At 69.4% G+C, this 19,296-nt stretch carries 16 protein-coding genes; 14 read left to right on the plus strand and 2 right to left on the minus strand.

Annotated features, from left to right (window positions below; translation table 11 throughout):
• Positions 1-11: 11 nt before the first annotated feature.
• Positions 12-479, plus strand: coding sequence for an EVE domain-containing protein (locus tag AC1DTW_RS12440; RefSeq protein WP_477981441.1), 468 nt, complete (start codon positions 12-14; stop codon positions 477-479).
• Positions 476-1,303, plus strand: a complete 828-nt coding sequence (locus AC1DTW_RS12445; RefSeq protein ID WP_477981442.1) for a sulfite exporter TauE/SafE family protein — start codon at positions 476-478, stop codon at positions 1,301-1,303. Before AC1DTW_RS12440 ends, AC1DTW_RS12445 begins: the two co-directional genes overlap by 4 nt.
• A gap of 6 nt (positions 1,304-1,309) precedes the next feature.
• On the opposite strand, the gene AC1DTW_RS12450 is transcribed toward AC1DTW_RS12445, so the two are convergent.
• Positions 1,310-2,368, minus strand: coding sequence for a sensor domain-containing diguanylate cyclase (locus AC1DTW_RS12450; RefSeq protein WP_477981443.1), 1,059 nt, complete (start codon positions 2,366-2,368; stop codon positions 1,310-1,312).
• Between the two features lie 317 nt (positions 2,369-2,685).
• Here AC1DTW_RS12450 and AC1DTW_RS12455 point away from each other — a divergent pair, with 317 nt between their 5' ends.
• Positions 2,686-3,954: an MFS transporter gene (locus AC1DTW_RS12455; RefSeq protein ID WP_477981445.1), complete on the plus strand. Its 1,269-nt coding sequence runs from the start codon at positions 2,686-2,688 to the stop codon at positions 3,952-3,954.
• A 27-nt stretch (positions 3,955-3,981) separates the two neighbouring features.
• On the opposite strand, the gene AC1DTW_RS12460 is transcribed toward AC1DTW_RS12455, so the two are convergent.
• A complete protein-coding gene (locus AC1DTW_RS12460) occupies positions 3,982-5,682 on the minus strand; it encodes a bifunctional protein-serine/threonine kinase/phosphatase (protein WP_477981446.1) in 1,701 nt (566 codons plus the stop codon).
• A gap of 168 nt (positions 5,683-5,850) precedes the next feature.
• Between AC1DTW_RS12460 and nirB the strand changes: the two genes are divergently transcribed.
• From nirB to rpsU, 11 genes are all read left to right on the plus strand, one after another.
• The gene (nirB, locus tag AC1DTW_RS12465; protein WP_477981447.1) at positions 5,851-8,298 is read left to right on the plus strand and encodes a nitrite reductase large subunit NirB; all 2,448 of its coding nucleotides are present in this window, start codon (positions 5,851-5,853) and stop codon (positions 8,296-8,298) included.
• Positions 8,298-8,654, plus strand: coding sequence for a nitrite reductase small subunit NirD (gene nirD / locus AC1DTW_RS12470; protein WP_477981448.1), 357 nt, complete (start codon positions 8,298-8,300; stop codon positions 8,652-8,654). Before nirB ends, nirD begins: the two co-directional genes overlap by 1 nt.
• Positions 8,655-8,695: 41 nt before the next feature.
• Positions 8,696-11,500 (plus strand): nitrate reductase, encoded by a 2,805-nt coding sequence (locus tag AC1DTW_RS12475; protein WP_477981449.1) that lies wholly within the window; start codon positions 8,696-8,698, stop codon positions 11,498-11,500.
• A 99-nt stretch (positions 11,501-11,599) separates the two neighbouring features.
• Positions 11,600-12,553: a DNA-binding protein YbiB gene (gene ybiB, locus AC1DTW_RS12480; protein ID WP_477981450.1), complete on the plus strand. Its 954-nt coding sequence runs from the start codon at positions 11,600-11,602 to the stop codon at positions 12,551-12,553.
• A gap of 83 nt (positions 12,554-12,636) precedes the next feature.
• Entirely contained in the window at positions 12,637-13,398 is a 762-nt protein-coding gene (gene cobA / locus AC1DTW_RS12485) for a uroporphyrinogen-III C-methyltransferase (RefSeq protein WP_477981452.1), read from the plus strand.
• A gap of 55 nt (positions 13,399-13,453) precedes the next feature.
• The gene (locus AC1DTW_RS12490; RefSeq protein ID WP_477981453.1) at positions 13,454-14,590 is read left to right on the plus strand and encodes a sterol desaturase family protein; all 1,137 of its coding nucleotides are present in this window, start codon (positions 13,454-13,456) and stop codon (positions 14,588-14,590) included.
• Positions 14,591-14,609: 19 nt separating this feature from the next.
• On the plus strand, positions 14,610-15,581 hold the full coding sequence (locus AC1DTW_RS12495; protein ID WP_477981454.1) for an HlyD family secretion protein: 972 nt from the start codon (positions 14,610-14,612) through the stop codon (positions 15,579-15,581).
• The gene (locus AC1DTW_RS12500; RefSeq protein WP_477981455.1) at positions 15,578-16,510 is read left to right on the plus strand and encodes an ABC transporter ATP-binding protein; all 933 of its coding nucleotides are present in this window, start codon (positions 15,578-15,580) and stop codon (positions 16,508-16,510) included. Before AC1DTW_RS12495 ends, AC1DTW_RS12500 begins: the two co-directional genes overlap by 4 nt.
• A complete protein-coding gene (locus AC1DTW_RS12505; RefSeq protein ID WP_477981456.1) occupies positions 16,507-17,640 on the plus strand; it encodes an ABC transporter permease in 1,134 nt (377 codons plus the stop codon). Before AC1DTW_RS12500 ends, AC1DTW_RS12505 begins: the two co-directional genes overlap by 4 nt.
• On the plus strand, positions 17,640-18,869 hold the full coding sequence (locus tag AC1DTW_RS12510) for a BaiN/RdsA family NAD(P)/FAD-dependent oxidoreductase (RefSeq protein WP_477981457.1): 1,230 nt from the start codon (positions 17,640-17,642) through the stop codon (positions 18,867-18,869). Before AC1DTW_RS12505 ends, AC1DTW_RS12510 begins: the two co-directional genes overlap by 1 nt.
• A 130-nt stretch (positions 18,870-18,999) precedes the next feature.
• Positions 19,000-19,212: a 30S ribosomal protein S21 gene (rpsU, locus tag AC1DTW_RS12515; protein ID WP_056468472.1), complete on the plus strand. Its 213-nt coding sequence runs from the start codon at positions 19,000-19,002 to the stop codon at positions 19,210-19,212.
• Positions 19,213-19,296 lie beyond the last annotated feature (84 nt).

The raw sequence follows: 19,296 nt of genomic DNA on the forward strand, positions 1-19,296 counted from the left end.
CGGCCGTTCGCATGCGCTACTGGTTGATGAAGAGCGAGCCGTCCGAGTGCTCGATTGACGATCTCGCCGCAGCGCCCGCGCAAACGGTTCCGTGGGTCGGCGTGCGCAACTACCAGGCGCGCAACTTCATGCGCGACGACATGCAGGCCGGTGACGGCGTGCTGTTCTATCACTCGTCGTGCCCCGAGCCGGGCGTCGCCGGGCTGGCCGAAGTCGCGAGCGTGGCCTACCCGGATGCAACCCAGTTCGATCCGCAGAGCCATTACTTCGATGCGAAGTCCCGGCCCGACGCGCCGCGCTGGTCGCATGTCGACGTGAAGCTGCTGCGCAAGACGCGCCTGCTGCCGCTTGCCGAGATGCGCGCGGCGCCCTCGCTGGCGGGCATGCGGGTGCTCGAGCGCGGCAACCGCCTGTCGATCACGCCCGTCAGCGCCGATGAATGGCGCGCGGTGCTCGCGCTGCTGCAACCCGCCGCATGACCGGCGGCCTGGGCTGGCGCCTGATCGTCGAGCTGCTGGTTCTCGGGTCGTTCACCGGGTTCCTCGCCGGGCTGCTGGGCGTCGGCGGCGGCATGTTGATGGTGCCGTTCATGATCTTCGTGCTGTCGGCCAAGTCGATGCCGCCGCAGTACGTCGTCAAGATGGCGATCGCCACCTCGCTCGCGACGATCTGCTTTACCTCGCTCGCCTCGGTGCGCGCACACCACCAGCGCGGCGCGGTGCTGTGGCCGATCGCACGGCGGCTCGCGCCCGGCATCGTCCTCGGCTCGCTGCTCGGCGCGCAGATCGCGAAGGCCCTGCCCTCGCAGGCTCTCGCGCTCCTGTTCGCGCTGTTCGTCAGCTTCTCGGCGACGCAGATGCTGATCGACAGGAAGCCGCGTGCCGCGCGTCAATTGCCGGGCACCGGCGGCATGCTCGCGGCCGGCGGTGTCGTGGGCTTGCTCGCGTCACTGGTCGGCGCCGGCGGTGCCTTCGTCTCGGTGCCGTTCATGACCTGGTGCAACGTGAAGATCCACAACGCGGTCGCCACCTCCGCGGCGCTCGGCTTCCCGATCGCGGCAGTGGGTACGGTCGGCTACGTGATCGCCGGCTGGTCGCAGGACGGCATGCCGGCCGGTACGCTGGGCTTCGTCTACCTGCCTGCGCTGGTCACGATCTCGGCCGCGAGCGTGCTGACCGCGCCGTTCGGTGCGCGCACCGCGCACCGGCTGCACATGCGCCAGCTGCAGCGTGTGTTCGCATGCCTGCTGTTCGGCCTCGCGGCCTACATGATCTACAAAGCCGTCAGCCTGCAGGCCGCGTAGTCGGGCTCAGGTCGCGCCGAGCTCGAAGCGGATGCTGGCCAGCGCGACGTGATTGCCGCCGCGCTTCTGGGCCTCGCGCAGCGCGACATCGGAAGCCTGCATCAGCTCGGCCTCGCTGTGCGCGGTGTGCGGGAAACTCGCGACACCCATCGACACCGTGAAGCCGAGGTCGCGCCCCTCGAGCACGACGATCTGCGTCGCGCACTGGCGGCGCAGGCCCTCCATGCGCGAATGCGCGGTCGCCAGGCCGACACCCGAGAGCAGCACCGCGAAACGGTCTTCGTCGAGGCGGCAGGATGCGTCCATCGCGCGGGTGTTGCTGCGCAGCAGACGGCCCAATGCCTCGAGGACGCGCGTGCGCGCATCGCCGCCGAGCGACTTGACGGCATCGTTGAGCGGATCGAGCGCGATCGACACCAGCGCGAACTCGCGATGCTCGCGCGACGACAGATCGACCTCGCGGCGCAGCTGGTCGTCGAAATGCAGCCGCTGGTACAGGCCGGTGGTGCTGTCGCGCAGGTTCTGGTCCTGCGTTTCGCGGCGCAGGGTTTCGGCGGCGAGCTGCTGCTGCTCGAGTTGCGCGAGCGCCTGCTGCAGCTGTTGCTCGCGCTGGTGCGCGGCGGTCCGGTCGACCCAGACGCACACCACGTTGTGCGCCGCGGCGCCAGCGGCGCCCGGCAGCGCCATGCGCGTCACGCTGAACTCGCGCTTGCGGCCGTCGCGGTCGATCTTGTGCTCGCTGAGCGCCGGCGCATCGTGCGCCAGCGCGGTCTGCTCGGTGGCGCGCATCGCGGCCGCCTGCGCCGGCTCCATCAGCTCGGCGTCGGTGGCGCCGAGCATCGCGCTCGGGGAGCGGCCGAAAAGCGCCGCCATCGCCGGGTTCGCGTACAGGTAGCGACCGGACGCGACCTCCTTGATCGCCAGCAGCACATCGACCCGGTCCAGCATCTCGAGCAGCACCGCGGCCAATCCGGGCGCATCGACATCGAGAACGCGCGCCAGCGAACGTGCCGTCTCGGCGCGCTCTTGCGGCTCCTGCGACAGGGCCGGTGTCGTCTGGTTCATCAAATTCGAATCCTCGGGCAGTGTCGCCGGCGCGCCGGGCCGGCTCTTTGATCTTGGTCTCGGGGACCGCCGATGGCAAGCGCGACGGAGCCCAAACCCGGCCCGAACCCCTAGGTTGATGATAGCTTCGCGCGCTCGGCGCGCCAGCGCTTTTACCTGCGGCGGCCGCCGCGGATCCGGGCTCGCCGGCGACGCCGACCGATGGCGCAGCGCTTCGGGCGGCGGCGCGCTGACGACCTTTGGCACGGTATTCGCATTGGTTCGGGACCCACCCCCGAAACCGGGGGGTTTCAAACCCCTTTTTCCAGGAGCGGCCCGTGGCGGCGTTCAAGACATTCCTGAAGGCGGGACACGCGCCGACCCTGTTCGCGTCGTTCCTCTACTTCGACTTCACTTTTGCCATCTGGGTGCTCAACGGCGCGATGGCGCCGTTCATCGGCGAAGCCTTTCACCTCGATGCGGCGCAGAAAGGCTTCATGGTCTCGGTGCCGATCATCGCCGGCGCGCTGATGCGCTTTCCGCTCGGCGTGCTGTCGCAGTACATCGGGCGCAAGAACGCGGCGATGGTCGAAATGGGCCTGATCGTGCTCGCACTGATCTATGGCTACGGCTTCGTCAGCACCCACAACGAGGTGCTGGCGATGGGCGTGTTGCTGGGCATCGCCGGCGGCAGCTTCGGCGTCGCGCTGTCGCTGGGTTCGGGTTGGTTCCCGCCCAAGTACAAAGGGCTCGCGATGGGAATCGCCGGAGCGGGCAACTCGGGCACGGTGCTCGCGGTGCTGTTCGCGCCGCCGCTGGCGCTGAAGTACGGCTGGACCACGGTCTACGGCCTCGCGGCGCTGACGATGCTCGTGCCGATGCTCGTGATGTGGCTGTGCGCCAAGGAGCCGCCCGACCGCGAAGAGCATCAGACCCTGCGCCAGCATGTCGCCTGCCTGTTCGAGAAGGACGGCTGGGCGTTCAGCCTGATCTACATCATCACGTTCGGCGGCTTCATCGGCCTCGCGAGCTTTCTGCCGACGTACTTCTACGACCAGTTCAAGGTCACGAAGGTCGAGGCCGGCCAGCTGACGATGCTGGCCACGCTGATGGGCTCCGCCGTGCGCGTCGTCGGCGGCTACGTGTCGGACCGGGTCGGCGGCATCAACACGCTCAGCAGCGTGCTGATCGGCGTGAGCCTGTCGCTGGTGCTGTGCGGCCTGGCGGGCCAATCGCTGGCGATCACGACGCTGCTGTTCATGCTGTGCTTCGCGATGCTCGGTGCCGGCAACGGTGCGCTGTTCCAGCTCGTGCCACTGCGCTGGCCGCTCGCGACCGCGGTGGCCGGCTCGATGATCGGCGAGATCGGCGCACTGGGCGGCGGCTTCATCCCGAACGCGATGGGCCAGTCCAAGCAACTCGCAGGAACCTACCTGTGGGGTTTCGTCGCGTTCGCGGTGCTGGCGGCGGCGATGCTGCTGATGCTGCGCCTGGTCCAGATTCGCTGGACCCGCACCTGGGCCGAGAAAGGGGGCCGCGCGCGCGCCGCCGAGGCCGCGCACGACGCGGCCGATGCCGGCCTGCGGCTGCGCCCCGAGCGCCCGTAGCAGCCGTCGGGGCTGAGAACGAAACTTCTAGCGCGGCAAGAACAGCAGCCAGAACACCAGCAGCGCGTTCAGCAGCAGCGACACGCCGAACGCGATCTGCCACAGCGCGAGCGGGTCGCGCACCGCCAGCGGCGTGGCCGGCGGCGGCGCGAGCGGGCGCGAGGCGCCGCGCTCGAGCGCGAGCAGGAGTTCCTCGGCCGTCTCGAAGCGCTGCGCCGGCTCGCGCGCCAGCGCCTTCAGCACGACGTGATCGAGCCAGATCGGCACATCCGGACGCAGCCGTGACGGCGGCTTCGGATCGCGCCGGTAGCGCAGCTTCTGGTAGGGCTCGATTTCGCCGTAAGGCAGGTGGCCGGTGAGCAATTGGTACAGCGTGACGCCGAGCGCGAACAGATCGGACTGCGGGTTTGCCGGCACGTTGTCCCACAGCTCCGGGCTCATGTAGCTCGGCGTGCCGGCATGCAGGTCACGCTGCTCGGCCGGCTCGCTGCCGGAAAGCGCGACGCCCAGATCGAGCAGCCGCAACCGACCGTCGTCGCCGAGGTGCAGGTTCGCGGGCTTGACATCGCGATGGACCACGCCGAGACGGTGCAGCCGGCCGAGCGCGCGAGCGGCCGCGAGGCCCCAGTCGAGCACCGTTTCGACCGGCAGGCCCGCGGCCCGGCGCCGCGCGAGGACGCGATCCAGCGTCTGGCCCGCGTGCCAGTCGTAGAGCAGGTAGAACTCGGTCGCGTCGGGTCGGCGCTCGAGGCGCACGAAGCCCTCCTCGGCGTGCTCGGTGACGCGCTCGCTGAGCCAGGCCTCGTGCGCCAGCATCGCGCGCTCCTGCGGATCGCCGGCGCGCGACGGGTGCAGCGTCTTCAACGCCTTCAGCGCACCGCTCGCGGTGTCTCGCACCTGGTACAGGATGTGCACGCCTGTGTCGGCGACCCGCGCAGTGACGACCAGCCCGTCGATCGCGTCGCCGAGGTTCAGGCGCCGCGGCACCGGCAGCTGGCGCGCCAAGGTGGCCACGTCGGCCAGCTGCAGCCGCGTCAGCCCGAGCACACGCACCAGCAGCGCGCTCGCGTTGTCGGACGTGCCACCCGCGACCGCCGCCTGCACGATGGCGTCGGCGGTGTCCTGCGCCGTTCCCGCCTCGGCCAGCGCGCTCAGGCGCGCCTCGGCCAGCCGCCCGTGCACGCCGTCGGAGACCAGCAGGAACGCGTCGCCGAGTTGCAGGTCGCCCTGCAGGTAGTCGACGTGCAGCGCGTCGTCGAGCCCGACCGCGCGCGTCAGGCGGCTGCGCAGGTCGGGATGATCGAACGCGTGATCCTGCGTCAGGCGTCGCAGCGCGCCGCCGCGCAGCAGGTAGGCCCGCGTGTCGCCGACATGCGCGAGCGTCCAGCTCTGGCCGCGCAGCGCGAGCGCGGTCAAGGTGGTCATCGCCGAGGCCTCGGAGCGCCGGTTGTGCGCGACCAGCCAGGTGTTGTGGGCCGCGATCACGCGGTCGAGCACGACGGTCGTGTCCCAGGTGTCGGGCGCCGCGAAATAGTCCTCGACGAGGCTGAGCACGCTGGTCTGCGCGGCCATCCGGCCTTCGCCGCCGGCCGACACGCCATCGGCGATCGCCGCGATCAGGCCGCGCGATTCCTCGCCCGGCGCGTGCCGGCGCACGGCGACGAAATCCTCGTTCAGTGCACGCGGGCCGCGTTCGCTGGCCTGGCCGATCTCGACGTCGAAGCTCATGTTCGTTGTTGGTGCTTTCGCGCCCGGTTTCGTGCACTCGAGGCGCCAGTGTGACGCTCCATGCAAGTTTCCTGCGCGGCCCTGGTGCGCAGCGCACCGAGCGGCGGCTGGCACCGTGCTTGCTGATAACGCGGCATCGCTGCGCCTGATGCAGCCGGAGAAGGCTTGATGAAGAAGATGAAGCTCGTGATGATCGGCAACGGCATGGCCGGCGTGCGCACGCTCGAGGAGCTGATCAAGATCGCCCCGGGGCTGTACGACATCACGGTGTTCGGCGCCGAACCGCACCCGAACTACAACCGCATTCTGCTCAGCCCGGTGCTCGCCGGCGAGCAGACGCTCGATGAGATCGTGCTGAACCCGCTGAGCTGGTACACCGAGAACGGCATCACGCTGCACCTGGGCAAGAAGGTGGTCGATATCGACCGCCGCAACCGCGTCGTGAAGGCCGCCGACGGCACCGAGGCCGCCTACGACCGCCTGCTGATCTGCACCGGCTCGAACCCGTTCATCCTGCCGGTGCCGGGCAAGGAGCTCGACGGCGTGATCGCCTACCGCGACATCGCCGACACCAATACGATGATCGATGCCGCTGCCAGGTACAAGCACGCCGTCGTCATCGGCGGCGGCCTGCTTGGGCTGGAGGCCGCGAACGGGCTGATGCTGCGCGGCATGCGGGTCACCGTCGTGCACATCATGCCGTGGCTGATGGAGCGTCAGCTCGACGACGTCGCCGGCGGCCTGCTGCGCAAGTCGCTCGAAGATCGCGGCCTGAAGTTCATGATCGGCGCGCAGACGCAGGCGCTGATCGGCGACAAGGACGGCCGCGTGATGGCGGTGCAGTTCAAGGACGGTACCGAAGTGCCCGCCGACCTGGTCGTGATGGCCGCCGGCATCCGTCCCAACACCGAGCTCGCGCTGAAGATCGGCCTGCACTGCGGGCCGAACAACCGCGGCGGCATTGCGGTCGACGACACGATGCAGACCGTGACCGACCCGCGCATCTACTCGGTCGGCGAATGCGCGGCGCACCGCGGCACGGTCTACGGCCTGGTCGCGCCGCTGTTCGAGCAGGGCAAGGTCTGCGCGACCCACCTGGCCGCATTCGGCATCGGCCGCTACACCGGCAGCCAGACCAGCACCAAGCTCAAGGTCACCGGCATCGACCTGTTCTCGGCCGGCGACTTCATGGGCGGCGAGGGCTGCGAGGAGATCGTGATGAGCGACCCCTACGGCGGCGTCTACAAGAAGCTGATCATCAAGGACGACAAGCTGATCGGCGCCTGCATGTACGGCGACACGGCCGACGGCTCGTGGTACTTCAAGCTGCTGCGCGAGGGCCGCAAGATCCACGACATCCGCGACAAGCTGATGTTCGGCGAATCGAACATCGGCGATGTCGGCCACGAAGGCCACAGCCACGCCGCGACGATGCTCGATTCCGACGAGGTCTGCGGCTGCAACGGCGTCAACAAGGGCACGATCTGCAAGGCCATCAAGGAGAAGGGCCTGTTCACGCTCGAAGAGGTCAAGAAGCACACCAAGGCGAGCGCCTCGTGCGGCTCGTGCACCGGCCTGGTCGAGCAGCTGTTGATGTTCACCGCCGGCGGCGACTACTCGAAGCCGCCGACCAAGAAGGCGATGTGCGCCTGCACCGACGCGAGCCACCAGGACGTGCGCGAAGCGATCAACGCGCAGCACCTGCTGACGATCGCCAGCGTCTACCAGGCGATGGGCTGGCGCACGCCGAACGGCTGCTCGAGCTGCCGTCCGGCCGTCAACTACTACCTGATCAGCAGCTGGCCGAAAGAGGCGCGCGACGATCCGCAAAGCCATTTCATCAACGAGCGCAGCCACGCCAACATCCAGAAGGACGGCAGCTACAGCGTGATCCCGCGCATGTGGGGCGGCACGACGAACTCGAGCGAGCTGCGGCGCATCGCCGACGTCGTCGACAAGTACCAGATTCCGACCGTCAAGGTCACCGGCGGCCAGCGCATCGACCTGCTCGGCGTCAAGAAGGAAGACCTGCCGGCGGTCTGGAAGGATCTGGGCATGCCCTCGGGCCACGCCTACGGCAAGACGCTGCGCACCGTGAAGACCTGCGTCGGCAGCGAGTGGTGCCGCTTCGGCACGCAGGACAGCACAGCCCTCGGCATCGAGCTCGAGCGCGTGCTGTGGCGCATGTACGCGCCGCACAAGGTCAAGCTCGCGGTCAGCGGCTGCCCGCGCAACTGCGCCGAGTCGGGCATCAAGGATGTCGGCGTGATCGGTGTCGACTCGGGCTGGGAGATCTACGTCGGCGGCAACGGCGGCATCAAGACCGATGTCGCGCAGTTCCTCGTCAAGCTGAAGACCGCGGCCGAGGTGGTCGAGTACTCGGGCGCGTTCCTGCAGCTGTACCGCGAGGAAGGCTGGTACCTCGAACGCACGGTGCACTACATCAGCCGCGTTGGGCTCGACCACGTGAAGGCGCGCATCCTGAACGACGCCGCTGGCCGGCGTGCGCTGCACGAGAAGCTGCTGTTCTCGCTCGACGGCGAGCCCGATCCGTGGTTCGAGTTCGAGAAGGCCGGCGTCGATGTGCGCCAGTTCGAACCGCTGGGAGCGATTTGATGAGTGACTGGAAAGCCATCTGCAAGGTCGACGACATTCCGGTGCTCGGCGCGCGGCGCCTGCCGCGCCGATGCGGCGGCGATGTCGCGATCTTCCGCAATGCCGAAGACAAGGTCTTCGCGCTGCTCGACAGCTGCCCGCACAAGGGCGGTCCGCTGAGCCAGGGCATCGTGTTCGGCGAGAGCGTCGCGTGCCCGCTGCACAACTGGACCATCGGCCTGAACGACGGTTGCGCGAAGACCCCCGACGAAGGCTGCACACCGCGCTTTGCCGTGAAGGTCGACGACGGCGTGGTTCACCTGGATCTGGAGGAGCTGAACAGCATCGCGTTGCGCGAGGTGTCTTCGGCTGCGTAGGATGATCGTGCGTATTCCGCGGGCGGCTCTGTGAGGCGGCCATGAGCATCGCGACGATTCCGATCCAGGAGACGCGTTCGACCTGCCCCTACTGCGGCGTCGGCTGCGGCGTCATCATCGAGACGCAGGGCGCACGGATCACCGGCGTGCGCGGCGACCCGGAGCATCCGGCGAACTTCGGGCGCCTGTGCACCAAGGGCAGCACGCTGCACCTGACCGCGACGAACGCGATCGCGATGCAGACACGGCTGACGCAGCCACAGTTGCGCGTGGGCCGCGACCTCCCGCGCGCCGTGGTCGGCTGGGACACCGCGCTCGACACCGCCGCCGCGCGCTTCGCGAGCACCGTGCAGACGCACGGTCCGGATGCGGTCGGCTTCTACCTGTCGGGCCAGTTGCTGACCGAGGATTACTACGTCTTCAACAAGCTCGCGAAGGGCCTGATCGGCACCAACAACGTCGACACCAACTCGCGCCTGTGCATGAGCAGCGCGGTCGCCGGCTACAAGCAAACGCTCGGCGCCGATGCGCCGCCGGCCTGCTACGACGATCTGAACTTCGCGGCCACGCTGTTCATCGCCGGCTCGAACACCGCGTTCGCGCATCCGATCCTGTACCGGCGCATCGAGGACGCGAAGCGCGCGAACCCGGCGCTGCGCACGATCGTCGTCGACCCGCGCCGCACCGAGACCGCCGACGTGGCCGACCTGTTCCTGCAGATCCTCCCCGGCACCGATGTCGCGCTGTTCAACGGCATGCTGCACGTGATGCTGTGGGAAGGCTGGCTCGATGCCGCCTACATCGCCGCGCACACGACCGGCTTCGATGCGCTGAAGGCGCGGGTGCGCGACTTCACGCCGAAGGATGTCGCGCTGCTGTGCGGTATTCGCGAGGCCGATCTGCTCCAGGCCGCACGCTGGTTCGCCGGGCTCGACGTGGCCGGCGCGGCGCGCCAGCCGGTGCTCTCGCTCTATTGCCAGGGACTGAACCAGAGCAGCAGCGGCACCGCGAAGAACGCGGCGCTGATCAACCTGCACCTGGCGACCGGCCAGATCGGCAAGCCCGGCGCCGGGCCGCTCTCGCTGACCGGCCAGCCGAACGCGATGGGCGGGCGCGAGGTCGGCGGCCTCGCGAACCTGCTCGGTGCGCACCGCGATCTGTCGAACCCGGAACACCGCGCCGAAGTGGCGCGGCTGTGGAACGTGACCGACGTGCCGTCGAAGCCTGGCAAGACCGCGGTCGAGATGTTCGAGGCGGTCGCCGACGGCGAGATCAAGGCGCTGTGGATCGCCTGCACGAACCCGGCCCAGTCGATGCCCGACGCGTCGGCCGTACGCCGCGCACTCGAGGTCGCCGAATTCGTCGTCGTGCAGGAGGCGTTCGAGACCACCGCGACCTGCGCCTATGCCGATCTGCTGCTGCCCGCCTCGACCTGGGGCGAGAAGGACGGCACCGTCACGAACAGCGAGCGCTGCATCACCCGCGTGCGGCGCGCCGCGCCGGCGGTCGGCGTCGCGCGCGACGACTGGCACATCGCCGCCGACTTCGCCCGCCGGCTCGAAGCGCGCCTGCATCCCGACCGGGCGAGTGGCTTCGCCTACCCGACGGCCGAGTCGATCTGGAACGAGCACCGCGAGTCGACCCGCGGCCGCGATCTCGACATCACCGGCCTGAGCTACACCGCTCTCGAGCAGCGCCCGCAGCAATGGCCCTTCCCCGAAGGCGCGACCCGGGGGCGGGCACGGCTCTACGAGGACGGCGTCTTCCCGACCGCCGATGGTCGCGCGAGCTTCGTCGACACGCCCTACACGCCGCTCGCCGAGCCGCGCAACGTGCGCTTTCCGTTCTCGCTCAACACCGGCCGGCTGCGCGACCAATGGCACGGCATGAGCCGCACCGGTACGATCGGCCGCCTGTTCGGCCACGTGCCGGAGCCGGCGATCGAGATGCACGGGCAGGACATGCGGCGTCTGGCGCTGGCCGACGGCGATCTGGTCCAGGTCACATCGAAACGCGGCTCGATCGTGCTGCCGGCACGCGCGAGCGAGCAGCAGGCGCTGGCGCAGGCCTTTATCGCGATGCACTGGGGCGACGAATTCCTCTCGGGCAGCACCGCGACTGGCCGGCGCGCGGCCGGTGTCAACTCGCTGACCTCGCCGGCGTTCTGCCCGAGCTCGAAGCAGCCGGAGCTGAAGCACGCCGCCGTCAAGATCCTGAAGGCCGAGCTGCCGTGGAAGCTGCTGTGCGTCGCCTGGCTGCGCGGCGAGGACGCGCTGCGAGCGCGCGAGCAGCTGAAGCCGTTGATGCAGGCCTTCCCCTTCGCCGCCTGCGTGCCGTTCGGTCGCGAACGCAGCGGCGTGCTGTTCCGCGCCGCCTCGCACGAGGCGGCCGACGAAGCGCTGCTCGAACAGATCGAAGGCGTGCTCGGCCTCGGTGCGGCCGGGGTACTGCACTACGCCGACAAGCGGCGCGGCCAGCGCCGCAGCATGCGGGTCGAGCCGAGCGGCGCCGACACACGGCTCGAAGCCTTCATGCTCGCCGGCGACATCAGTGCCGAGGCATGGGTCCGGCCGCTGCTGCAGGACGAACTCCCCGCGCAGGCCTACGGCCGGCTGCTGCTGATCCCCGGCGCGAAGGCGCCGGTCGCGGTGGCCTCGCGCGGCCGGCAGGTCTGCAGTTGCTTCGATGTGAGCGAACGCCAGATCGAAGCCGCACTCGATGCCTCGGCCGGCCCGCCGGACGCACAGCTCGCGCAACTGCAGGACCAGCTCCGCTGCGGCACCAACTGCGGCTCGTGCATTCCCGAACTCAAGCGCGTGATCCAGTTGCGCCGTAAGCTCGCCTGACGCTCGCGCGCCATCGGTCGCAACCGGACTGTGCAAGCGAGTGTTTCGAGCACTCGCGCCGGGCCTGAAAATTGCGACCCGCACGAGCGGGAGACAAGAATGGCGATCGCAAGCTACATCAAGGAAATCGGGCGCGGCAAGGAAGGCGCCCGTTCGCTGACCGAGGCCCAGGCGCATGACCTGATGAGCCAGGTGCTCGACGGCCAGGTCACCGATCTCGAGATCGGCGCGTTTGCGCTGGCGATGCGCATCAAGGGCGAGTCGATCGCCGAGCTGACCGGCTTTCTGCGCGCCGCCCACGAGCGCTGCATCGAGATCCGGCCGACGCTGCCGACCATCGTGCTGCCCTCGTACAACGGCGCGCGCAAGCTGCCGAACCTGACGCCGCTGCTCGCGTTGCTGCTCGCACAGGAAGGCGCGCAGGTGCTGGTGCACGGGCCGATGCACGATGCCGGGCGCGTCAGCACCGCCGAAATCTTTCGCGACCTCGGGCTGCCGTTCGCGACCAACACCGACGAGATCGAGAACGGCTGGTCGCGGCGCGAGCCCGTCTTCATCGCGACCGACGACCTGTGCCCGCCGCTCGCCCGCCTGATCGCGGTGCGGCGCGTCGTCGGGCTGCGCAACTCCGGCCACACGATCGCGAAGGTGCTGGCGCCGTGCACGACGAGCGCCTGCCTGCGCGTCGTCAACTACACGCACCCCGAGTACGCGGCGATGCTCGCCGAGTTCCTTGCCCACACCGGTGGCGACGCGGTGCTGCTGCGCGGCACCGAAGGCGAGCCGGTCGCCGACCCGCGGCGCGCGCCGAAACTCGACGTGTTCATCGCCGGGCAGCCGCGCGCCGACCTGTCGCGCGCCGCGCACGAGGGTGTGCTGACCGAGCTGCCGCTGCTCCCGCGCGGCTTCGATGCGGCGACCACCGCGATCTACATCCAGGCGGTCGTCAGCGGCGAGAAGCCGGCACCGGCGCCGCTCACACTACAGGTCGCGTGCCTGGTGGGCGCACTCGGGGCGATCCAGCGCACGGCGCCGCAGAAAGAGACGGCATGAGCCCGCCCGGCCGCCAAGGGCCTCAAAGGGGCCCCTCCGTGGCCCCTGGCTCATACCGGAGTGCGCAGCACGAAGGTACTCCGATGAGCGGTCAGGTCACGCTCGTCGGCGCGGGGCCGGGCGATCCGGAACTGCTGACGCTGAAGGCCGTCCGCGCGATCGGCCGCGCGACCGTGCTGCTCGTCGACGACCTGGTCAGCGACGCCGTGCTGGCATATGCGAGCCGTGCCGCGCGCATCGTGCGCGTCGGCAAGCGCGGCGGCTGCAGGAGCACGCCGCAGGCCTTCATCGACAAGCTGATGGCGGCCGAGGCGCTGAACGGCGAAACGGTCGTTCGCCTGAAGGGCGGCGACCCGTTCATCTTCGGCCGCGGCGGCGAAGAGGCCGAACGCCTGCGGGCGCAGGGCATCACGGTCGAGATCGTCAACGGCATCACCTCGGGCCTCGCCGCCGCGAGCTCGCTCGGCGTGCCGCTGACGCACCGCGATCATGCCCACGGCGTCATCTTCGTGACCGGCCACGCGAGCGCCGAGGGTGCCTCGCTGCAGTGGCCGGCCCTCGCGGCGGCGGCCGCGCAAGGGCTGACGCTGGTGATCTACATGGGCGTGACCTCGATCGACGCGCTGCAATCCGGCCTGCTGCAGGGCCTGCCCGCGGCGACCCCGGCGGCGGCAATCCAGCACGCCTCGCTGCCGCAGCAGCGTCAATGGCACTGCACGCTCGGATCGCTCGCGCAGACCGTCCGCGCCGAGTGCATCGGCAGCCCGGCGATCGTCATCGTCGGCGATGTTCTGCGCGGCGCGCAGACCCTGGCGCAAGCGCCCCGCGCCGAGCAAGCCGCCTGAGTCGACGCGCGGTGCCCGCCGCATAATGCGCGACAAAATCGCGCAGGGGGCCCGCATGAAGACAGAGCTCGAGAAGCTGAACAAGCTCAGCGCATCGCACGGTGCGTTGCGCCCCGGCAAGGGGATGGTCTCGGGCGTGATCGCGCTGTCGCTGGCGGTGCTCTGTTTTCTCGGCGTGCTCGCATTCCACTGGCCGCAGTACCTGACGACGCCGCAGCTGCGCCAGTCGTACAACGTCGACGTGATGCGCCAGCTGCTGTTCTGGTCGATGGTGCTGGCGGGCGCGCTCTCGCTCTACAACATCATCGGCGGCCGTGCGCGCTGGCTGGCGCTCGCGGCTTTCGTGCTGATCGGCCTGGCGCTCGCGCTCGGCGGCCACAAGGTGCCGGTCGACAGCAACTTCCCCGACCACACGCCTTACATCGGCCTCGACTGGTTCATCCTCGACCTGCTCGGCTCGACGCTGATCTTCGTCTTCATCGAGAAGCTGTTCGCGCTGCGCCGCGAGCAGCCGGTGTTCCGCCCCGAATGGCAGACCGACTTTCACCACTTCATCGTCAACCACATGATCGTCGGCTTCGTGCTGCTGGCGACCAACCTGCTGGTGCATCGGCTGTTCGGCTGGGCCGCGCAGGACGGCGTGCGCGGCTGGGTGCAGGGGCTGAACTTCTGGATCGCGCTGTTCCTGATCGTGCTCGTTGCGGATCTGGTGCAGTACTGGACGCACCGCGGCTACCACGAGGTGCCGCTGCTGTGGCGGCTGCACGCGGTGCACCACAGCGTCAAGAGCATGGACTGGCTGGCCGGCTCGCGCCAGCACATCCTCGAGCTGATCATCACGCGCACCTTGGTGCTCGCGCCCATCTACGTGCTCGGGTTCAGCAAGGAGGTGATCGATGCGTACATCATCATCGTCGGCTTCCAGGCGGTGTTCAATCACGCGAACGTCAGCGTCCGGCTCGGGCCACTGCGCTACGTGATCGTGACGCCGAACTTCCACCACTGGCACCACTCGCAGGACGATGAGGCGATCGACAAGAACTACGCGGCGCACTTCGCGTTCCTCGATCACGCGTTCGGCACCGCGGTTCAGTCCGATCGCGAATGGCCCGAGCAGTACGGCGTCGTCGGCGACTACGTGCCGAACGGCTTCTTCAAGCAGCTCGCGTTCCCGTTCGTCTGGCGGGGTTGAGAGACCGCCAGGAACCCGGATGCATCGCGCCGCGCGCCTCGTTGCCATCGTCGCCACCGCGCTGCTGGCGGCGCACTGCACGCCCGCGCCGCCGCCCAGCACGCCCGGTGTCGTCGAGGGCGACATGGTCCAGGTCGCCGCGCCCGCCGCGGGTCGGGTGGTCGAGCTCGCGGCCGTGCGGGGCCGCACGGTCGAGGCCGGCGCTCCGTTGTTCCGGATCGAATCGGTCGACGACAGCGCGGCAATCACCGAGGCGCAGTCGCGCGTGGCACAAGCCACCGCGCAGCTCGCCGATCTCGACAAGGGCAAGCGGCCCGACGAGATCGCGGTCAATGTCGCGCAGGTCGCGCAGGCGCGCAGCGCGCTGGCGATGGCCGAGGCGCAGCTGCGGCGCGAGCGCGGGCTGGTCGCGCAGGGTTTCGTCAGCGCGAGCCGGCTCGACACGCTGGTCTCGACGCGCGACGAGGCCGCGGCGCGGCTGCGCGAGCTGCAGGCGCAGCAGCGCGTCTCGAAATTGCCCGGGCGCAGCGACGAGCGCCAGGCGGCGGCCGCCGCACTGGCCACGGCGCAGGCCCAGCTGCGCGCGCTGCAGCTGCGCCAGACCGACAAGGCGCAGCGCGCGCCCGTGGCCGCGCTCGTCGACGACACGCTGTACCGTGTCGGCGAGACGGTTGCCGTCGGCGCGCCGATCGTCACGCTGCTGCCGCCGGCCAACATCAAGGTGCGCTTCTTCGTCGCGCAGGCGCAGCTGCCGCGCCTGAAGCCCGGCGACAGCGTCACGGTGCGCTGCGACGGCTGCCCGGCGCCGGTGCCGGCGCGCATCGGCTCGATCTCGCACGCCGCCGAATTCACGCCGCCGGTGATCTACAGCCGCGAGCAGCGCGCGCGCCTCGTTTACCTGGTCGAGGCCTGGCCGAGCGCGGCCGACGCTTTGCTGCTGCGCGTCGGCCAGCCGGTCGACGTGTTCCTGCCCGACGCGCCGCCGTCATGAGCACGGCGACCGACACCGGCGCGGTCATCGATGTCCACGGGCTGACCAAGCGCTACGGCAGCAAGACCGTCGTCGACGGCCTGGACCTGCGCGTCGAGCGCGGCCAGATCTACGGCTTTCTCGGCCCGAACGGCAGCGGCAAGACGACCTCGATCCGCATGATCTGCGGGCTGCTGACGCCGGACGGCGGCGGCGGCCAGGCGCTCGGCCACGACATCGTCCGCGAGGCGCCGCTGATCAAGCGCGAGGTCGGCTACATGACGCAGCGCTTCGGGCTGTACGAAGATCTGACGATTCGCGAGAACCTCGACTTCGTCGCCCGCATGTACGCGATGGATCGTCGCGAGCAGCGCGTCACCGAACGGCTCGAGCGCCTCGGCCTGGCAGCCCGGCACGACCAGCTCGCGGGCAGCCTGTCGGGCGGCTGGAAACAGCGCCTCGCGCTCGCGGCCTGCCTGCTGCACGAGCCGAAACTGCTGCTGCTCGACGAGCCGACCGCCGGCGTCGACCCGCAGGCGCGGCGCGACTTCTGGGAGCACATCCACCAGCTCGCCGCCGAAGGCATCACGGTGCTGGTCTCGACCCACTACATGGACGAGGCCGAGCGCTGCCACCGCCTCGCCTACATCGCGTACGGCAAGCTGCTCGCCAGCGGCACGCCGGACGAGCTGATCGCCCAGGTCGGCTTCAGCAGCTGGCTCGGCGTCGGCCCTGCGCTCGCGGCACGGTCGGCGCAGATCGAGGCGACGCCGGGCGTCGAGCTGGTCACGCGCTTCGGCAATGCACTGCATGTCAGCGGGCGCGACGCCGCGGCACTCGAGGCCGCGGTGCGGCGCTTCGGCGATGCCGGCCATTGGGAACCGCTCGCGCCGACCCTCGAAGACGTGTTCATCTTCCTGATGCGCGGCAGCGACGCGGGGACAACATGAACGGCCTGTCGTGGCGGCGCCTGGTCGCGATCATCGTCAAGGAGTTCATCCAGCTGCGGCGCGACCGGCTGACCTTCGCGATGATGGTCGGCATCCCGATCCTGCAGCTGACACTGTTCGGCTTCGCGATCAACAGCGACCCCAAGCAGCTGCCGACGCTGGTCGTGACGCGCGAGCACACGGTCTACACGCGCAGCCTGGTGCGCGCGCTCGAGAACAGTGGCTACTTCCGCATCGTCGCCGGCACCGACGACCCGGGCGTCGCCGACGCCGCGCTCGCGGCCGGCGACGTGCAGTTCGCGCTCACCGTGCCGGCCGGTTTCTCCCGCGGGCTGCTGCGCGGCGAGCGCCCGCAGCTGCTGCTCGAGGCCGACGCGACCGACCCGGCCGCCACCGGCAACGCGATCACCGCGCTGCAGTCGCTGGCGACGACCGCGCTGCAGCACGACCTGACCGGCCCGCTGGCGTCACTGCAGCCGGGCCAGCCGCCGTTCGAGCTGGTGATCCAGCGCCGCTACAACCCGGAAGGCGTCACGCAGTACAACATCGTGCCGGGGCTGATGGGCGTGATCCTGACGATGACGATGATCATGATGACCGGCCTGGGCATCACGCGCGAGGTCGAGCGCGGCACGATGGAGAACCTGCTGGCCACACCGGTGCAGCCGGCCGAGGTGATGGTCGGCAAGATCGCGCCGTACGTCGCGATCGGCTATGTGCAAGTCACGGTGATCCTGCTCGCGGCGCACTGGATGTTCGCGGTGCCGTTCGTCGGCAGCCTCGGCGTGCTGCTGCTCGGCACGCTGGTCTTCATCGCGGCGAACCTGACGGTGGGCATCACGCTGAGCAGCGTCGCACGCAACCAGATGCAGGCGATGCAGATGACCTTCTTCTTCTTTCTGCCATCGATCCTGCTGTCGGGCTTCATGTTCCCGTTTCGGGGCATGCCGCGCTGGGCGCAATGGATCGGCGAGGCGCTGCCGCTGACACACTTTCTTCGCATCGTGCGCGGCGTGATGCTCAAGGGCAGCGACCTGGCCGAGATCTGGCCGCACCTGTGGCCACTGCTGCTGTTCACCGCGATCGTGCTCGCGCTCGGGCTGAAGCGCTTTCGCAAGACGCTCGACTGATGCACTTCGACGCGATCGTGATCGGCGCCGGCGCGGCCGGATTGCACTGCGCGGCCCTGGCCGGCCAACGCGGCGCGCGCGTGCTGCTGATCGACCACGCCGAGAAGATCGCCGAGAAGATCCGCATCTCCGGCGGCGGGCGCTGCAACTTCACGAACCGCGACACGACGCCTGCGAATTTCAGCGGCGCGAACCCGCACTTCTGCCGCTCCGCGCTGGCGCGCTACACGCCGGCCGACTTCATCGCGCTGGTGCAGCGCCACGGCATCGCGTGGCACGAGAAGCACAAGGGGCAGCTGTTCTGCGACGACAGCAGCGAGCAGATCATCGCGATGCTGCTGCGCGAGTGCGAACGCGGCGGCGTCACGCACTGGCAGCCATGCGCGGTGCAGGCGGTGCGCCGGGTCGACAACACCGGCTTCGAGCTCGATACCGACCGCGGCACGGCGAGCGCGAAGCAACTCGTGGTCGCGACGGGTGGTCTGTCGATCCCGAAGATCGGCGCGACCGACTTCGGCTACCGGCTCGCACGCCAGTTCGGGCATGCGATCGTCGAGACCCGCCCGGCTTTGGTGCCGCTGAGCTTCGACCCGGTCAGCTGGGCGCCGTTCGCGGCGTTGTCCGGCCTCTCGCTCGAAGCCGCGATCGAGACCGGCGAGGCCCAGGCGCGCACCGCGTTCGTCGAGGACCTGCTGTTCACGCACCGCGGGCTGAGCGGCCCGGCGGTGCTGCAAATCTCGAGCTTCTGGCGTGCCGGCACGCCGATCCGGCTCGATCTGGCGCCTGGGCATGACTTGCAGGCCGAGCTGCTGCAGGCCAAACAGACATCGCGCCGCAAACTCGCGAATGAGCTCGCCGAGCTGATCCCGAGGCGCCTGGCCGAGGCCTGGCTCGCGTCGACGCCCGAGCTTGCCGACCGCCCGCTGCCCGAGCAGCGCGATCGCGACCTGGCGCAGCTCGCGGCGCGGCTGCAACGCTGGGAGCTGAAGCCGCAGGCGACCGAGGGCTACCGCAAGGCCGAGGTCACGGCCGGCGGCGTCGACACCCGGGAACTCAGTTCGCAGACGATGGAGAGCCGCCTCATGCCGGGCCTGTTCTTCATCGGCGAGGTCGTCGACGTGACCGGCTGGCTCGGTGGCTACAACTTCCAGTGGGCCTGGGCGAGCGCCGCGGCCTGTGCGCAGGCGCTGAGCGGGAGACTGTTGCAGGCCCCCGGCGCTGGGCTATAATCGATAGTCTTTGCTGGCAAAACCCTGCGCTGCGATTGGCAACGGCCTGAGAACCGGAACTCCGGACCCTCCGGTTCCCCCAAAGCCCCTGCCGACACCGAGCGCATTCATTTCAGGATCAACCTTTTACATGACTACGATTCGCGTCAAAGAAAACGAGCCATTCGACGTGGCGCTGCGCCGCTTCAAGCGCACCATCGAGAAGCTCGGCCTGCTGACCGACCTGCGCGCCCGTGAGTTCTACGAGAAGCCCACGGCCGAGCGCAAGCGCAAGAAGGCTGCCGCGGTCAAGCGCCACTTCAAGCGCGTTCGCAGCATGCAGCTGCCGAAGAAGCTGTTCTGATCTCGCGGCGCTGAGCCCCCACGGGCTCGTCATGCCCAGGAAGCCCGCGAACCGCGGGCTTTTTCGTTTTTGCCGATCGGAGTT

Source organism: Rhizobacter sp. P5_A1 (assembly GCF_056400745.1).